The organism is Paenibacillus xylanilyticus, from assembly GCF_047246825.1.
Lineage (GTDB): Bacteria > Bacillota > Bacilli > Paenibacillales > Paenibacillaceae > Paenibacillus > Paenibacillus xylanilyticus_B.
In genome coordinates this window covers 1,658,364-1,674,437 of sequence record NZ_JBFOLB010000001.1, presented here as the reverse complement: position 1 = coordinate 1,674,437, position 16,074 = coordinate 1,658,364, and the positions used below count along the sequence as shown (strand labels likewise).

Here is a 16,074-nt window from a genome sequence, read left to right as displayed (position 1 = left end):
ATCAAGATGGCAAACCGAATTTTAGTCGTGGACGACGCTGCATTTATGAGAATGATGATCCGGGACATTTTGTCCAAAAACGGATATGAGGTCGTTGGCGAGGCTCAGGATGGAGCACAAGCAATTGAGAAATTTAAGGAACTTCGTCCTGATCTGATCACGATGGATATCACCATGCCTGAGATGGATGGGATCGCAGCACTGAAAGAAATCAAGAAAATCGATGCGAACGCTAAAGTCATTATGTGTTCAGCTATGGGACAACAAGCAATGGTAATTGATGCAATTCAGGCTGGTGCCAAAGATTTCATCGTTAAACCATTCCAGTCTGACCGGGTCATCGAAGCAATCAGCAAAACGCTGGGAGTCTAAGACACATGATGATGGCGCAGGGTGGAATTCCTGGAGAAGCTGACGTTGGGACCAACTATTATTTTCAGCTTGTATGGGTGATTGTCGTCCTGGCCGTCATCCTGGTCCTTATCGTTTACCTGCTCCGTTTTTTGAACAAACGGAATCAACAATGGTTTCGAAGCGGCACAGTCCGTATTTTGGGTGGTGTGGGGCTGGGGCCCAACAAGTCTCTGCAGATCATAGAAATTGGCGGCAATGTCTATTTGGTTGGCGTAGGCGAGAATATACAATTGCTGGACAAAATCTCGGATCTGGAAGAGGCACAAAGAATTGTTGATTCATTTGAGAGAGAAGCTTCTTCACAACAGGGAAGCCTTTCACCGATAATCAACAAGTTGGCAGCCCGCTTGCGTAAGAAAGAACCGCCACGGGAAATGGAAATTGAGGATACAGCCTCTTTTCACGAACTGTTCGAGTCGAAACTTCGGCAGATGCCTAACCGAAAAGAAAAGATGGAAAAGCTCCTGGAAGAAGACAATACTACAGATCGGTCGAGGGATTCATGAAGAAAAAGATTTGGCTAGCATGTTGTTTGATGGGGCTGATCAGCCTGGCATCTGTGACGGTCGCCTTTGCCGAACCGATACCGAACATCGATATTCAAATCGGAAGCGGAGATGGGGGAACACCTAGTTCGAGTTCTCTGTCCATTATTCTCTTAATTACGGTGTTAAGTATAGCGCCTGCAATACTGGTGTTAATGACCAGTTTCACCCGAATTGTTATCGTTCTCGGTTTTATACGGACATCCTTGGGGACGCAACAAATGCCGCCCAATCAGGTGCTTGTCGGTTTAGCGCTCTTCCTGACACTGTTTATCATGTCACCGACGCTGTCTTCCATTAATCAGGTAGCTCTTCAACCCTATCTCAAAGGAGACATCACGCAAACGGAAGCGCTTGAAAAGGCTCAGGATCCCATAAAGAAATTCATGTTCTCCCATACCAGGGAGAAGGATTTACTGCTATTTATGAAATATAATCAGACCGAACAACCGGAAACTTATCAAGATATACCGATCACTGTCATGGTGCCAGCGTATGCAATAAGTGAATTGAAGACAGCATTCCAGATGGGATTTATGATATTCATACCATTCCTGGTCATAGACATCGTGGTTGCAAGTACGCTAATGGCTATGGGGATGATGATGCTTCCACCGGTCATGATCTCATTACCATTTAAGATATTGTTATTTGTCCTTGTCGATGGCTGGTATCTTGTAGTGAAGTCACTGTTGCTAAGCTTTAACACATGAGCAGGAAAGTTAAAGGAGGACGGTCATGACTTCAGAATTTATTATAGGTCTGGCCGGGAAAGCAGTATATACGTCACTGCTGGCCAGCGCACCCATGCTTATACTGGCTCTAGTTGTGGGTCTCATTATCAGTGTATTTCAGGCAACAACTCAAATTCAGGAGCAGACATTGGCCTTTGTTCCTAAAATTATTGCCGTACTTTTGGCAGTGCTCTTATTTGGGCCATGGATTTTAAATATTTTGGTAGATTTCACGTATAACATTCTTGATAATTTATACAGATATATAGGGTAGGCTTTCGCCAATGGAGACATTGTTGCAAAGTTTTCCTGTCGCTCTGCTTATGTTTTGTCGAATTGCATCATTTTTTGTAACTGCACCAGTGTTTTCAGCTCGAAATGTCCCGAATTCCATTAAGGTGGGTTTATCGGCATTTGTGACATTAACGGTTTATGTCGTTTATGGTATGAATCAGGAAGTACCTACCGATCTGAGTTACATTCTATTGATTATCCGAGAGATATTGATAGGTTTGCTGCTAGGGTTTGTAGCCTATTTGATCATGACAGCTGTGCAGACCGCTGGAACATTTATTGATCTTCAGATTGGCTTTGGTATGGCGAATGTTTTTGACCCGATGACGGGGGCTTCCGCACCGCTGACAGGTAATTTCAAATACGCTTTTGCTATGCTGCTTTTCCTGACGATGAATGGTCACCACTATCTTCTGGATGCCATAGTTTACAGCTATCGCTGGATACCGTTATCCAATGCCTTTTTCATACGATTGGCCGATGGAAGTATTGCTGAGTTTCTCGTTCATGCTTTGGGTGAGGCCTTTATGCTTGCTTTTCAAATGTCGGCACCTATTGTAGTGGCTTTGTTTTTGACGGACGTGGGATTGGGTTTTCTGGCTAAAACTGCTCCTCAATTCAATGTGTTTGCTGTCGGTATGCCGTTAAAGGTTCTGGTGGGGATCGCCATATTGCTTTTGATGGTTCCGAGCTTCGCCTTTGTATTTGGTCAATTGTTCGAAGCGATGTTCAGATCTATGGAAAAATTGCTTGGGACGATCGGACAGAGGCCAGGTTAAAGGAAACGGAGGACAGGATTTAAATGAAATTTCAACTTGACCTTCAGTTATTCGCAGGGGAGAAGACAGAAAAAGCCACCCCGAAAAAAAGGCAGGATACGCGCAAAAAGGGACAGGTTGTCAAAAGTATGGAGATCTCTGGGGCATCCATTCTCCTGTTCACCTTTGTAATCATGATGGTATTCAGTAACTTTTACAAAGAACGCATCGTCCGGTTATTCACGGATATCTTTATGAATCGACTGAGCTTGGAGATCACCGGCGAGAATGTAATGGCGCTTATGATGCGTTATGGCATTGAAGTCATGCTGTTGCTTGCCCCCGTACTGCTTGGTGCTGCACTTGTCGGATTGATAGTCAATTATATGCAGGTTGGTTTTCTCCTTGTAGGAGAAGGATTGAAGCCTAAGCTTGAAAAGCTAGATCCAATCAAAGGATTCAAAAACATTTTCTCACTCCGCTCGTTAGTGGAGTTTGCAAAATCCATTCTGAAAATGTTGATTATCGGATACCTTGTCTACAGTACGATTATAAGTTACCAATCGGAAATTACATCGCTTTCTCATTATTCTCTGGATGCCATTTTACATTTTTCAGCTTCAATCACCCTGAATCTGGGTGTCAAGATTGCTGTTGCCTTAATGGTACTTGCAGTATTCGACTATATGTATCAGAAATATGATTACGAGAAAAACATTCGAATGTCCAAGCAGGACATCAAGGATGAATATAAAAAAATGGAAGGTGACCCGCTGATCAAGGGCAAAATCAGGGAACGACAGCGTCGTATGGCTGTACAGCGCATGATGCAAGAAGTTCCCAATGCAGATGTCATTATCACGAACCCGACGCACTTTGCGGTTGCGCTGAAGTATGAAGGTTCCGAGATGGAGGCACCTCAGATTATTGCCAAAGGTCAGGATTATGTCGCCTTGCGCATTAGGGAAATTGCCAAAGAGCACGGTGTCATTACAATGGAAAACAAGCCGCTGGCACGGGCATTGTTCCAGAGGGCCGAGATTGGCGACGCCATACCGGCTGATTTGTTTCAAGCGGTAGCCGAAGTGCTGGCTTATGTATATAAATTAAAGGGCAGAACGAAATAAAAGGGATCGGAGGCCGTACATTCATTGAAAACTAAAGATATTGCTGTCCTTGCGGGTATCATCGGCATTGTGTTGATGATGATTCTCCCGATCCCAACCTGGTTGTTGGATATGCTGCTTGTTGTCAACATTTCACTTGCATTAATGATTCTGCTCGTTGCGATGAACAGCAAGGAAGCGTTGCAATTCTCCATCTTTCCAGCATTGTTGTTGATTACGACACTGTTTCGATTAGCTTTGAATATTTCAACAACAAAGCTGATTCTTGGAGAAGGTGACGCGGGATCTGTTGTAGCCACCTTCGGTAGTTGGATCGCAGGCGGTCAGATTGCTATCGGTTTTATCGTCTTTCTCATACTGGTCGTTGTTCAGTTTATCGTTATCACCAAGGGGTCAGAACGTGTAGCTGAAGTTGCAGCTCGTTTTACACTCGATGCGATGCCTGGTAAACAGATGAGTATTGATGCGGATTTAAATGCAGGCTTGATCAATGAGCAACAGGCGCGTGAGCGTCGTTCCAAAATTGAGAGAGAAGCTGATTTCTACGGAGCAATGGACGGAGCGAGTAAATTCGTAAAAGGAGACGCCATCGCAAGTATTATCATCTTGCTGATCAATCTCATTGGTGGGTTTATCATCGGTATGACCGTGCATGGTCTCTCGTTTGCAGATGCATTATCCACTTACTCTGTATTAACAATCGGGGATGGATTGGTAAGTCAGATTCCTGCTCTCCTGATTTCAACAGCAGCGGGACTTATTGTCACAAGAGCGTCATCCGAAGGAAATTTGGCAGATGATATTACGGGGCAGTTGTTTACATACCCGACGCTCATTTATATTGTAGCTTTTGTAATCGCAATGCTTGGTTTCTTCACTCCGATTCATGCCATTACGACAATACCTTTGGCGGGTATATTGGCATTTGCCGCTTGGAGGATGCAGAATAATCTGAAATCCAAACAAGAAGCAGAAGAACAGATGGAGGAGGAGCAGCAGATTGAAGAGGTTAGAAGTCCAGAAAGCGTAATTAATCTGCTTCAGGTTGATCCGATTGAGTTCGAATTTGGGTATGGATTGATCCCTCTCGCTGATAATCAGCAGGGCGGAGATCTATTGGACCGGATTATTATGATACGTAGACAATGTGCACTTGAATTGGGACTCGTGGTACCAGTGATACGGATTCGAGATAACATTCAATTAAGGCCTAATGAGTATGTCATTAAGATCAAGGGTAATGTGGTTGGTGGCGGTGAATTGCTGCTTAATCATTATCTGGCTATGAGTCCAGGATATGAAGAGGAGTCTGTTACAGGTATTGAAACGACGGAACCGGCTTTTGGTCTTCCTGCCCTCTGGATCGACGAAGTGACCAAAGATCGAGCTGAGCTTGCGGGTTACACGGTTGTGGATCCACCTTCTGTTGTTGCTACCCATCTGACGGAACTGATCAAGAAACATGCGCATGAGCTGCTTGGTAGACAAGAGACGAAGGCGCTTGTGGATAATCTCAGAGAGAACTATGCTGCACTTGTGGATGAGCTGATTCCTTCGGTTTTGGCCATTGGGGATGTACAAAAAGTGTTGGCTAAACTTCTGCGTGAGAAGATCTCAATTCGAGATATGGTCACGATCTTCGAGACACTGGCAGATTACGGGACGTATACGAAAGACCCGGATGTTCTGACAGAGTACGTAAGACAATCGCTCTCCCGTCAAATCACTCAACAGTTCTCCCAAAAAGGTGAAACGCTCAGAGTGATTACGGTTGGACCTGGACTGGAGAAGAAAATTGCCGAGAGTGTGCAGCAATCCGAACAGGGTAGTTATCTTGCCTTGGATCCTGCTTCAACACAGAGTGTGTATCAAAAATTGACCGAACAGGTCAATCGACTGATCCAATCAGGTCAACAACCTGTTGTATTAACTTCTCCAACCATTCGTATGTATCTGCGTCAAGTCATAGAACGTACCATGCAGGACATACCGGTACTATCCTATAGTGAGTTGGAACCGAATGTTGAAATCCAAAGTGTCGGAGTGGTGAACTTATGAGAGTAAAACAATATATTGTTGAGACCATGCCCGAAGCTATGCTTCAGATTCGGAAAGACCTAGGAAGTGACGCTGTCATTCTGTCCACCAAAGAAATCAAGGTGGGCGGAATGATGGGAATGTTTCGCAAAAAAAGAATTGAAGTTGTGGCGGCAGTTGAAGAAGAAGAGAGAAAAGAAGCCAAAAAGCAAATGCAGAACCCATTTACACCAGTACCACGTGCGTTTGTTCCTGAAGCGTATCGGCAAACGGCTCGTTCATTTGCAAACGAAGCCAATGAATCTGCTGCCAATGTTCCCGATCAGGATTTGAATGAGCAACGCAAGGAGACCGCTGCCAAGTCTGGATCGAGTAACATCGAATCAGACTTCGGGCTCGGTAAATTGGACTCAAGCATGGATTATAAACCGCGACCGGAAGGAGCGGATTTTTCGGGTTCACCATCTTCTCCCGTGCTGGAGGAAGAAAAACAGGGGCGACAAGTTGAACTGATGTCTGAACTGAAAGAACTCAAAAAAATGATGACTCAATTATCCAAGCAGAGTGCCCCGGCTGACCCTTTACCTGAAGAGTTCCATTCTCTAAGAGAACGGCTGATCCGCCAAGAAGTATCCGCAGAGGTATTCGAGTCATGGTTTGAAGAGGCTGAGAAGCAGTTGGATGCCAGTGACCTGGAAGAAAAAGGAATTGTTGAGTCAGTTCAGCAACAGATTTTGCAGTTTCTAGAGGAACGTGTTGATGCCGGCATATTACCTGGGACTCGAATTGTTTATGTTGCTGGACCCACAGGAGTGGGGAAAACAACGACTATTGCCAAACTAGCTGCTGAGCAGATGTTTAAACATCATCGCAAAGTCGGATTTATCACTTCGGACACATACCGTATTTCAGCAGTGGAACAGCTTAGAACCTACGCTTCCATTTTGAATGTTCCACTTGAGGTTGTACAGTCTCCCGGAGATACACAGCGAGCTATATCCCGCCTGCAGGATTGTGACCTGATCTTTATGGATACCGCAGGAAGAAACTATAGAAACGAACTGCTGGTATCTGAGTTGCAAAGCTTGCTGGCTCCTGTAGAGAATAGTGAAACCTTTCTGGTCATGAGCATGACATCCAAAAGTGCGGATATGTTTGAAATTACTGAACATTTCAGTAAGTATGGTTTGGATAAAATCATCTTCACCAAGATGGACGAAACCGGCACTTGTGGTCCGATGATTAATCTTTTGCATCGTTTCCCGTTAAAGCTTGCCTATGTGACCAATGGACAGAACGTTCCTGATGATTTGTTAAAACCCGATCCAGGGACCCTGACTAAACAACTACTGGGAGAGCTTGCACAATGAGAGACCAGGCAGCCTCACTTCGAAGTATGGTGTCAGCACCCAGAGGAGAGAACGGTATGGAGCGCAGTAGCCGTTCTTCCAAGATCTTAACTATTGCAAGTGGAAAAGGAGGAGTAGGGAAATCCAACTTCACTTTAAATTTTGCACTTGCGTTACAAACTCTGGGGCGGAAGGTACTTGTGTTTGATGCAGATATCGGGATGGCCAATATTGATGTCCTTATGGGGGCTTCATCCCCTTATAATTTGTATCATTTATTGTATCGGCAAAAGTCCATACAGGAAATCATACAGCTTGGTGCGAACGGGTTGCCCTATATAGCTGGTGGATCGGGCATGAAAGAATTATTTTCTTTGTCGGATCGTGATTTGGAGTTTTTTGCAGAGCAAGTGGAAATGGTTGCACAAGAAATGGACTATGTCATTTTTGATACCGGAGCGGGGCTCTCTAGAGAGAATATGAAGTTCATCGGTGCAGCTGACGAATGTATGATTATAACCACACCTGAACCAACTTCCATAACAGATGCATATGCTCTGGTCAAAGTGATGCATGGTCAGGAAAATGCTACACCTTTTCGGATGATCGTTAACCGCGTTGAAAATGAACAGGAATCGGAACGGGTGGCCGATAAAATAGCAGGGGTAGCTAAACGTTTTTTGCAGACCGATATCCCCCTGCTTGGGTATGTTTCTGAGGATCCGAATGTCGTAAAAGCGGTGAAGAGACAGGTGCCTTACAGCCTGGCCTATCCCCAATCAAAAGCTTCCAGAGATATACAGCGACTTGCCCTTCGCTATCTGGCTGAACCTGCGGTTAACGAATCCGGAACCTTGACAGGAATCAGGGGATTTATGAAAAAGTGGCTTAGGAAGACAACATGATTTCTGAAAAAAGGAAACAGAGGTGGACCAAACATGGCGGTGTATCAAGTATTAGTTGTCGATGATTCCGCTTTTATGCGCAAAATTGTCACGGATTTAATTGAAGCGGACCCGGAATTCAAAGTTGCGGCAACTGCTTCAACCGGCAAGGAAGCAATACAGAAAGCAGTGGATGTAAAGCCTGACGTTATTACAATGGATGTTGAAATGCCTGAAATGAATGGATTGGATGCACTAAAATCAATAATGCAACAATCATCTGTTCCTGTCATTATGCTATCTGGTATCAATGAACAAGGGATGAAAGAAACCATTATGGCGCTTGAAGCTGGAGCGTTCGATTTTATCCGAAAGCCTTCCATTTCACATGATCAGGATATTGCTCAGGTAGGTAAGGCCCTCGTCGAAAGAATGCGGGCGGCCATGAATGAAATTAAGCGTAAAGCGGACCGCGAGGCATCCTTGCAAAAGAGGAAAGAGATTCAGGACGACGTCTTGCGTCAATCTCAGCGGGTACAGAGAGGAACGCCTACGCAAGTTCACAGAGAACCAGCACAAAAACGGATTGACCCGGTTCAGCCGGTCACACGCCCAACCGGTGAACAAAGCGAACGTTTCCAATCCCAACCCCTGAAGCGAAACGCATCACTGGGGGATCAGAAAAAAGAGCGGTCAGACAAAAAGGCAGAGGCTCCAAAGAGTCCCAATCGTCTTCCTGACGTAAGAGAAGCTAAAACGCTGAAACCTATTAAGCCCGTCCCTTCGCCGAAGGAGAGTCGGAACTCTGAACCATTACGATCAGCGGTGGATCAGGTCGCTGCTGCCTCAAATCGCCCAATACCAATACCAAAAGCAGTAGCGGGTACTGAAGGAGCTTTCAACAAAATTGTCGCTATTGGCTGCTCTACAGGAGGTCCAAGAGCCCTAAAAACATTGCTTGAGGAACTGCCTGCTGATTTGCCTGCACCTGTCATTATCGTGCAGCACATGCCGCCGAACTTTACCCGTTCTTTGGCACAACGCTTAAATACGTTCAGTCCGCTGCATGTGGTTGAGGCTGAAGATGGTATGGTTCTAAAAAAAGGGTCTGCTTATATCGCTCCTGGTGGTTATCACATCATAGTAAGCAAAACGGCAGATGGAAAGTATATTTTGAAGCTTACTGAGGAGCATCCGGTAAATGGACATAGGCCTTCAGTGGACACGATGTTTGAGTCGTTATTGCCATTCACATCACTTCAGCGACATTTGGTTTTGCTGACGGGTATGGGTAGTGATGGAGCTCGCATGATGAAGAAACTGTATGAAGCCGGTGTCACATCCACCTTTGCGGAAAATGAAGAGACTTGTGTTGTGTATGGAATGCCGCGTTCTGCTGCAGAGCTGCAGTGCGTACGCCATCTTCTGCCATTGCAGGAGATCGCCACAAAACTTGTTCAAGCAGTGAAATAAACGGAGTGTAACTCATGGAGGAGGTGCCTCACAATGGACATGAACCAATATTTATCCATGTTTATTGATGAGTCTAATGATCATCTGCAATCCCTTAACGACAATATGCTTCAACTCGAAGGCAATCCGGAGGACCTTAGCATAGTTCAGGTCATCTTCCGCTCTGCTCATACTTTGAAAGGTATGGCCGCTACGATGGGTTTTGAGGATTTGGCATCATTGACACACAAAATGGAGAATGTGTTAGATCTGGTACGTAACGAGAAGTTGAAAATGCAGGATTATATTTTTGATACCCTGTTTAAGAGTTTGGATGCGCTTGAAACCATGGTTCAGGACATTACTGGTGGTGGAGAAGGTAAGGCGGACGTTTCTGCCATTGTTGCTTCCCTTCAAGCCATTGAAAGTGGGGAATGGACAGGTGGTAAAACTCCAGCGGCTACAGCAACAAGTAAGCCGGTAGAGTCCATTTCCTCTGCTGTTGATTTGGACGAGTTCCAATACTCTGTACTGGACCAGTCCATCGCTGAAGGGCATCGTGTCTTTTACATCGATGTGCTTGTTAGTGAGGATAGCCAGCTGAAAGGCGTACGTGCCTACATGGTATTTGATCTCTTGGAACGTTCCGGTGAAGTGGTGAAGTCTTTCCCATCCGTTCAAGATATTGAGCAGGAGAAGTTTGAGCGCAGTTTCTCGTTGTATTACATAACAACCAAAGAAGCGCAGGAACTGGAAAAAAATATATTAAGCATTTCAGAGATAGAAAGTGCCAAAGTGATTCAGCTGGATCAGGAAACACTTCAGCAAATGACCAACCAGGCAGCAGCAGCGGTTGAAGCTGAAACTGTCGCTATAGCTACAGCTGTATCACAAGAGATTGTACCTGCCGTGAAAACGGAAGAAAAGGCAGCAGCCAAGCCTACTGCACCAGCTAAACAGACAGCTGCACCTTCGCGCACGATCCGAGTGGATATCGAGCGTTTGGATGTGCTTATGAATTTGTTCAGTGAATTGCTGATTGATCGTTCGCGTCTGGAGCAGTTGGCGAGCGAAACGGGTAATAATGATCTATCCGATACGGTTGCTCATCTTAGCAGAGTTAGCTCAGACCTGCAAAATATCGTACTTAAACTGCGGATGGTACCTGTGGATACCGTATTTAACCGTTTCCCGCGGATGATTCGTGACCTGGCCAAGACGCTGGATAAAAAAATCGATCTGGTCATTACCGGTGCTGAAACTGAATTGGACCGTACCGTCATTGATGAGATTGGTGACCCACTGGTGCATTTGCTGCGTAACGCTGTTGACCACGGTGTAGAGTCGATCGCTGAACGTATTGCGGCCGGGAAACCGGAAATGGGTACAGTTAACCTTCGTGCCTTCCACAGTGGAAATCATGTTTTTATTGAGATTGAAGACGACGGCAAGGGAATTTATCGTGAGAAGCTTTTGCAAACAGCCATCAAACGCGGGGTTGTAACGGAAGAACAGGGTGCCAAAATGAGCGACGATGAAGTCAATCAGTTGCTGTTTGCCCCGGGTTTCAGTACAGCTGACAAAATCTCGGATATTTCTGGACGTGGAGTCGGACTGGATGTTGTAAAATCCAAGATTACTTCCTTGGGCGGTAATGTGACCATTCACTCCACACCTGGCAAAGGTACTAATTTCTCGGTTCAACTGCCATTGACGTTGTCCATTATCGCTGCAATGCTTGTACGAGTGGGTTCCGAAAAATATGCGATTCCTTTGTCCTCCATCGTGGAGACGGCAATTGTGCAGCGTGAGCAGGTTCGGAATATTCATGGCAACAAAATGATCACTTTCCGTGAATCGCTCATTCCGTACTTGTCACTAAATGAAGTGTTCGGGGTGCCTGACTTCAATGATGAAGATGAGTCGGAGACAGAAATTGTCGTAATCCGTAAAGGTGATCGCCTCGCAGCGGTTTCCGTCGAAGAATTCATTGGACAGAGCGAGATTGTTCTCAAATCGATGGGAAGCTATCTTCCTTCCATTGAAGGAATCTCCGGAGCAACCATCCTGGGAGATGGTCAAGTAGCTCTGATCGTTGACCCTAACGCATTTATTAAATAAACATTTACGTAAGCCTTACACTTAATAGGGAGGTTTTATCCATGGAAGAAGAATTGAAAGTCATCGTCTTTAAATTAGGTTCGGAAGAGTACGGTATTGAGGTCGAGAAGGTTCAGACAATTGAGCGGATGATGCCAATTACTCGTGTCCCTAAGACATTTTCCTTCGTAAAAGGGGTTATTAATTTACGTGGGGTTGTAATCCCGGTTATTGATTTGCGAGGTCGGTTTTCCCTGCCTGAAACGGAATATACGGATCAAACACGTATTGTTATCGTAGCAGTGGGAGACATGCAGGTCGGATTTATCGTTGATGCGGCCAATGATGTAATTGATATTAAGAGCAGTGCAATCGATAGTCCTCCGGAAGTGGTTGGTGGAGTCAAGGCACGATATCTGCGCGGTGTGGCTAAATTGGAAAATGAGCGTTTGCTGATCATGCTGAATCTGCACGAAGTATTGAATAAAAGCGAGGTTGTACAGCTGGAAAGTGTCGAGGGCTAACACGTGGAGATGTTCAACCGATTTGAGGGATTCCAAATGGATGTGCTCAAAGAGGTCGGTAACATTGGAGCAGGCAACGCCGCAACGGCGTTGTCTCAGCTTCTGAATAGACCGATTGACATGGGTGTGCCGACAGTACAGATGCTCCCTTTTGAGGAAGTTGCAGAAAAAGTGGGCGGGGACGAACGAATTGTGGTTACTGTCTTTTTGCGTGTTGAAGGCGAGGCGCCGGGGAATCTGTTTTTCATGATGACTCCAGAGGCTGCCAAAATGCTGCTGAACCGACTTGCCGGATTTGATCTGAAGGAAGGTCTCATGTTTACGGACATGGAACAGTCTGCGTTATCCGAAATCGGTAATATCCTGGCTGGATCGTATCTCTCATCACTTGCAGATTTCACAAAACTGTCGATGTATCCTACGGTTCCCGGACTAGCGATTGATATGGCAGGCGCAATACTTAGTTACGGCTTGCTGCAGTTCGGTGAAATGGGAGACGATGCACTGCTGATAGACACTTCGTTCTTCGAGGGTGAAGATCAGGTCGAGGGTCAATTTTTCCTGATTCCCGATCCGTTGTCATTTGCCAAGATATTTGAATCTTTAGGGGTGCCGCTGGATCATGATTGAAGAAAAAAGCGTCGTTAAAGTCGGTATGGCGGATTTGAACATTGCTCACCTTCCTGGCATAATCCGCACGACTGGCCTTGGTTCTTGTGTAGGATTAACGATGTATGATCCGCATTTGAAACTGGCTGGAATGGCGCATGTCATGCTTCCTTCTTCAGAGATTGCTAGAGAAGGGAAATTGAACACTGCTAAATATGCGGACACGGCATTGCCTGAGCTGCTAGAAAAGATGTTGAAACTCGGTGCATCTCGCTCACGAATCGTGTCCAAGATGGCAGGAGGAGCCCAGATGTTTGCCTTTTCAGGCGCTGGAGATACCATGCGCATTGGGCCAAGAAATGCGGAGTCATGCCGGGAATGGTTACAAAAGCTGGGTATACCTCTTCTTGCTGAAGATACCGGTGGTAATTATGGCCGAACCATTGAAATGGACTGTGAAACAGGAATTTTAAATATTAGAAGTGTACAAATGGGTGTAAAGGAATTATAAAATGATGATAGGAAACTACCGCATTAATCTTGGAGCAGGCATAGTCGGATTTATTCTGACTTTTTTTGTAGCATACAGCAGCAATTTGTTGATGACCAGTTTAATTCGCGGATTAATCGGATTCGTAGCCTGGTATGCCCTTGCTTTTGGTTTGCGCTGGGGGCTAGGGTTGCTGCTGACCCCATCCGCAGGGAGTAAGGGATTCGATTATGATCCCCCAATCGGTCCAGATGTAAGAGGTTCACAGGTGGACATTAAACTCGAAGACGATGGACAAGAGCTGAACGACTTGCTCAAGAATGGACAGAACGCCTCCTCTGGGGAAGAAATTCCGCCATCCGAGACGAAAGCTCCAACGGGTTTCGCCCCATTGGATCCGCCTAAACTGGTACGGACCAAAGATCCGGAAGAATTGGCGCAGGCCGTTCGTCACCTGACAGACAAATAAGGAGGGTGAAAGCAATTGGACGAGCGTAAAGCTTCACATTTGAACCATGCTGACCTGTGGGAAAAGTGGAAAGAGCACGGAGATCTTGAAGCCAAGAAAGCATTGATTGAAAAGTATCTTCACATTGTAAATTATGTATCCGGACGTTTGGCAGTTGGGTTACCCAAAAATGTCCCGAAAGATGATCTTGAGAGCAATGGTGTCATGGGACTAATCGATGCTCTTGAGAAATTCGACTATGAACGAGGCCTTCAATTTGAGACGTATGCTTCATGGCGTGTTCGAGGCGCAATCCTGGACGGTTTGCGTCAAGGGGACTGGGTTCCTCGTTCGGTACGGGAAAAAGCTAAACGAATCGAGGATGCATATCAACAGTTGGAGCAAACCTATTTACGGTCAGTAAGCGATGAGGAAATGAGTCAATTCCTTGATGTGTCTACAAAAGATTTTCAACATATGCTTCAGGAAGTGGCCGTGATGTCACTGTGTTCCCTTGAAGATCCGATTCGGGAAGAAGAATCAGAGACTCGTCTTTCCTTGATGGTGGATGAAAAGGCCAAAAACCCGGATTACAAAGTAAATGAGTTTTATCTGAAGGATGCCTTGGTTCAGGGACTCGACAAGCTGACGGTAAAAGAGAGAACAGTCGTCTCCCTCTTGTATTACGAAGATTTGTCACTTAGTGAGATCGCCGAAGTAATGTCTCTTTCTCCATCACGTATATCCCAGCTGCATTCCAAAGCCATATTAAGACTCCGTGGAACGCTGGAAAAACAGAAGGATTTGTTGATGCGCAAAGATTGATAGAGAGCTTGATTATACGGATTTCGGGGAGTGGAAAGTCTAAAAGGGGGAAGAACTGCATTGACACAGCGAATTGCTTTGGAACAATGCCTAAGCGTTGTTTTATCGGAAGATAAAAGTACGGCCTACCTTGAATTTTCCAAACAGGAAGAAGGTTTCGCCTGCACATTGGATGAACTGGAACAATATATTGCCGGTCAGGGCATTAAGTATGGTGTTCTGCGCGAGGCATTGCTTGTTTTTGTGAACCAACCTGAAACATATATAAATTCGCAGTGCAAAATTGCTGAAGGCATCGCTGCTGTCCCAGGAACCGATGGTTATATCAAGGTACTGGTAGGGATGGATGATTCGCATGAACGTCGACCTTTGGAAGCAGAAGATGGCAAGGTGGACTACAAGGAAGTAACTCGATTAAACAATGTAAAATCTGGTCAAATCATTGCCGAACGTATCCCGCCTGTTGAGGGCACAGCGGGCCGAGCTGTTACAGGTGAGGAGATTCCGTATCGTCCAGGGAAGGACGCCCGATTCAAAATTGGGAAGAATGTCGTCATTAATCCGGATGGGTCTGCGATGTATGCTGCCTTGGATGGATTGGTTACCAAGACGGAAGGCAACAAACTGAATGTATTTCCGGTATACGAAATCAATGGTGATGTAGATTACAATATCGGTAATATTGATTTCGTAGGCACAGTTGTCATACGTGGCAATGTACTTACCGGCTTCAAAATAAAAGCAGCGGGAGACATACGCGTTGTCGGCGGTGTCGAAGGTGCTGAACTTGAAGCAGGTGGATCTGTCGAGATTACCGGTGGCATTATCGGATATAACAAAGGACTTGTTCAAGCAGGCCATAATGTTAAATGTACCTTTATTCAAGAAGGTAACGTTGATGCCGGTGAAGATGTACTCGTCTCCCAAAGCATTATGCATTCCAACATTCGTGCAGGCAGGGCAGTGATCTGTGCAGGTACCAAGGGACTTATTGTTGGCGGATCCATTCAAGCTGGCGAAAATGTGTCAGCTCGTATTATCGGTAACAGTATGTCAACCGTAACTTCAATTGAAGTTGGTGTCCTTCCCAAACTCCGTAATGAACTGAGTGACTTGCGCAAGGTGCTTAGGGAACAGATGGATTCCTTGGACAAAACGAAGAAAGCCCTGGTGCTACTGGATCAGCTAGCTGCCGCCGGTCAACTGAGTCCAGACAAAATGTCAATGCGGATTAAGCTTACGGCTACACAGAAGTCTGCACTTCGACTTAACGAAGATACGAAGATGCGAATTTTTGAAATTGAAAAGGTACTGGAAGATACAAGCAGAGCTCGAGTGGATATTCTTAAGATGATTTACGGAGGCTCTAAAATAGTTATCGGCAGATACACTAAATTTATTAAAGATCCGTTAAGCAGAATTTCATTTTATTATCATGACGGGGATATTACGATGGCCCCATACGTTTAAGTACAGCATTAGGC

17 protein-coding genes are annotated in these 16,074 nt (G+C 45.4%); all 17 read left to right on the top strand.

Annotated features, from left to right (window positions below):
• The first annotated feature begins 6 nt into the window (after nucleotides 1-6).
• From AB3N00_RS07215 to AB3N00_RS07135, 17 genes are read left to right on the top strand one after another with little or no spacing between them, the layout of a single operon-like run.
• A complete protein-coding gene (locus AB3N00_RS07215) occupies nucleotides 7-372 on the top strand; it encodes a response regulator (protein ID WP_095287820.1) in 366 nt (121 codons plus the stop codon).
• An 11-nt stretch (nucleotides 373-383) separates the two neighbouring features.
• A complete protein-coding gene (locus AB3N00_RS07210) occupies nucleotides 384-920 on the top strand; it encodes a flagellar biosynthetic protein FliO (RefSeq protein ID WP_413035212.1) in 537 nt (178 codons plus the stop codon).
• Nucleotides 917-1,672, top strand: a complete 756-nt coding sequence (gene fliP / locus AB3N00_RS07205) for a flagellar type III secretion system pore protein FliP (RefSeq protein ID WP_413033951.1) — start codon at nucleotides 917-919, stop codon at nucleotides 1,670-1,672. The genes AB3N00_RS07210 and fliP overlap by 4 nt, the downstream gene beginning before the upstream one ends.
• A gap of 25 nt (nucleotides 1,673-1,697) precedes the next feature.
• On the top strand, nucleotides 1,698-1,967 hold the full coding sequence (gene fliQ / locus AB3N00_RS07200) for a flagellar biosynthesis protein FliQ (RefSeq protein ID WP_024630226.1): 270 nt from the start codon (nucleotides 1,698-1,700) through the stop codon (nucleotides 1,965-1,967).
• Between the two features lie 10 nt (nucleotides 1,968-1,977).
• The gene (fliR, locus tag AB3N00_RS07195) at nucleotides 1,978-2,766 is read left to right on the top strand and encodes a flagellar biosynthetic protein FliR (RefSeq protein WP_413033950.1); all 789 of its coding nucleotides are present in this window, start codon (nucleotides 1,978-1,980) and stop codon (nucleotides 2,764-2,766) included.
• Nucleotides 2,767-2,789: 23 nt separating this feature from the next.
• Nucleotides 2,790-3,872 carry a flagellar biosynthesis protein FlhB gene (flhB, locus tag AB3N00_RS07190; RefSeq protein WP_413033949.1) on the top strand — a complete coding sequence of 361 codons (1,083 nt, stop codon included), beginning with the start codon at nucleotides 2,790-2,792 and terminating at the stop codon, nucleotides 3,870-3,872.
• Between the two features lie 24 nt (nucleotides 3,873-3,896).
• Entirely contained in the window at nucleotides 3,897-5,930 is a 2,034-nt protein-coding gene (gene flhA / locus AB3N00_RS07185; RefSeq protein ID WP_413033948.1) for a flagellar biosynthesis protein FlhA, read from the top strand.
• Entirely contained in the window at nucleotides 5,927-7,279 is a 1,353-nt protein-coding gene (gene flhF, locus AB3N00_RS07180) for a flagellar biosynthesis protein FlhF (RefSeq protein ID WP_413033947.1), read from the top strand. The genes flhA and flhF overlap by 4 nt, the downstream gene beginning before the upstream one ends.
• Nucleotides 7,276-8,163 (top strand): MinD/ParA family protein, encoded by an 888-nt coding sequence (locus AB3N00_RS07175; protein WP_413033946.1) that lies wholly within the window; start codon nucleotides 7,276-7,278, stop codon nucleotides 8,161-8,163. The genes flhF and AB3N00_RS07175 overlap by 4 nt, the downstream gene beginning before the upstream one ends.
• A 33-nt stretch (nucleotides 8,164-8,196) precedes the next feature.
• The gene (locus AB3N00_RS07170; protein ID WP_413033945.1) at nucleotides 8,197-9,615 is read left to right on the top strand and encodes a protein-glutamate methylesterase/protein-glutamine glutaminase; all 1,419 of its coding nucleotides are present in this window, start codon (nucleotides 8,197-8,199) and stop codon (nucleotides 9,613-9,615) included.
• Nucleotides 9,616-9,648: 33 nt separating this feature from the next.
• Nucleotides 9,649-11,715, top strand: coding sequence for a chemotaxis protein CheW (locus AB3N00_RS07165; protein ID WP_413033944.1), 2,067 nt, complete (start codon nucleotides 9,649-9,651; stop codon nucleotides 11,713-11,715).
• A gap of 41 nt (nucleotides 11,716-11,756) precedes the next feature.
• Complete coding sequence (locus tag AB3N00_RS07160) at nucleotides 11,757-12,218, top strand: chemotaxis protein CheW (protein ID WP_175396052.1); 462 nt, start codon at nucleotides 11,757-11,759, stop codon at nucleotides 12,216-12,218.
• A 9-nt stretch (nucleotides 12,219-12,227) separates the two neighbouring features.
• A complete protein-coding gene (locus AB3N00_RS07155; RefSeq protein ID WP_095287977.1) occupies nucleotides 12,228-12,848 on the top strand; it encodes a chemotaxis protein CheC in 621 nt (206 codons plus the stop codon).
• Nucleotides 12,841-13,338, top strand: a complete 498-nt coding sequence (locus AB3N00_RS07150; protein WP_413033943.1) for a chemotaxis protein CheD — start codon at nucleotides 12,841-12,843, stop codon at nucleotides 13,336-13,338. Before AB3N00_RS07155 ends, AB3N00_RS07150 begins: the two co-directional genes overlap by 8 nt.
• 4 nt (nucleotides 13,339-13,342) lie before the next feature.
• Nucleotides 13,343-13,786, top strand: a complete 444-nt coding sequence (locus AB3N00_RS07145) for a hypothetical protein (protein WP_413033942.1) — start codon at nucleotides 13,343-13,345, stop codon at nucleotides 13,784-13,786.
• Nucleotides 13,787-13,801: 15 nt separating this feature from the next.
• On the top strand, nucleotides 13,802-14,590 hold the full coding sequence (locus AB3N00_RS07140) for a FliA/WhiG family RNA polymerase sigma factor (RefSeq protein WP_175396049.1): 789 nt from the start codon (nucleotides 13,802-13,804) through the stop codon (nucleotides 14,588-14,590).
• A gap of 60 nt (nucleotides 14,591-14,650) precedes the next feature.
• Nucleotides 14,651-16,060 (top strand): DUF342 domain-containing protein, encoded by a 1,410-nt coding sequence (locus AB3N00_RS07135; RefSeq protein ID WP_413033941.1) that lies wholly within the window; start codon nucleotides 14,651-14,653, stop codon nucleotides 16,058-16,060.
• Nucleotides 16,061-16,074: the final 14 nt, after the last annotated feature.

What these genes read in the sequence shown, in the direction of transcription:
- AB3N00_RS07175 (WP_413033946.1), top strand. Translation starts at nt 7,276, where the DNA reads ATGAGAGACCAGGCAGCCTCACTTCGAAGTATGGTGTCAGCACCCAGA.
- AB3N00_RS07145 (WP_413033942.1), top strand. Translation starts at nt 13,343, where the DNA reads ATGATAGGAAACTACCGCATTAATCTTGGAGCAGGCATAGTCGGATTT.
- AB3N00_RS07215 (WP_095287820.1), top strand. Translation starts at nt 7, where the DNA reads ATGGCAAACCGAATTTTAGTCGTGGACGACGCTGCATTTATGAGAATG.
- AB3N00_RS07210 (WP_413035212.1), top strand. Translation starts at nt 384, where the DNA reads ATGGCGCAGGGTGGAATTCCTGGAGAAGCTGACGTTGGGACCAACTAT.
- flhF (WP_413033947.1), top strand. Translation starts at nt 5,927, where the DNA reads ATGAGAGTAAAACAATATATTGTTGAGACCATGCCCGAAGCTATGCTT.
- AB3N00_RS07160 (WP_175396052.1), top strand. Translation starts at nt 11,757, where the DNA reads ATGGAAGAAGAATTGAAAGTCATCGTCTTTAAATTAGGTTCGGAAGAG.
- AB3N00_RS07165 (WP_413033944.1), top strand. Translation starts at nt 9,649, where the DNA reads ATGGACATGAACCAATATTTATCCATGTTTATTGATGAGTCTAATGAT.
- AB3N00_RS07155 (WP_095287977.1), top strand. Translation starts at nt 12,228, where the DNA reads ATGTTCAACCGATTTGAGGGATTCCAAATGGATGTGCTCAAAGAGGTC.
- fliR (WP_413033950.1), top strand. Translation starts at nt 1,978, where the DNA reads ATGGAGACATTGTTGCAAAGTTTTCCTGTCGCTCTGCTTATGTTTTGT.
- fliQ (WP_024630226.1), top strand. Translation starts at nt 1,698, where the DNA reads ATGACTTCAGAATTTATTATAGGTCTGGCCGGGAAAGCAGTATATACG.
- fliP (WP_413033951.1), top strand. Translation starts at nt 917, where the DNA reads ATGAAGAAAAAGATTTGGCTAGCATGTTGTTTGATGGGGCTGATCAGC.
- flhB (WP_413033949.1), top strand. Translation starts at nt 2,790, where the DNA reads ATGAAATTTCAACTTGACCTTCAGTTATTCGCAGGGGAGAAGACAGAA.
- AB3N00_RS07170 (WP_413033945.1), top strand. Translation starts at nt 8,197, where the DNA reads ATGGCGGTGTATCAAGTATTAGTTGTCGATGATTCCGCTTTTATGCGC.
- AB3N00_RS07150 (WP_413033943.1), top strand. Translation starts at nt 12,841, where the DNA reads ATGATTGAAGAAAAAAGCGTCGTTAAAGTCGGTATGGCGGATTTGAAC.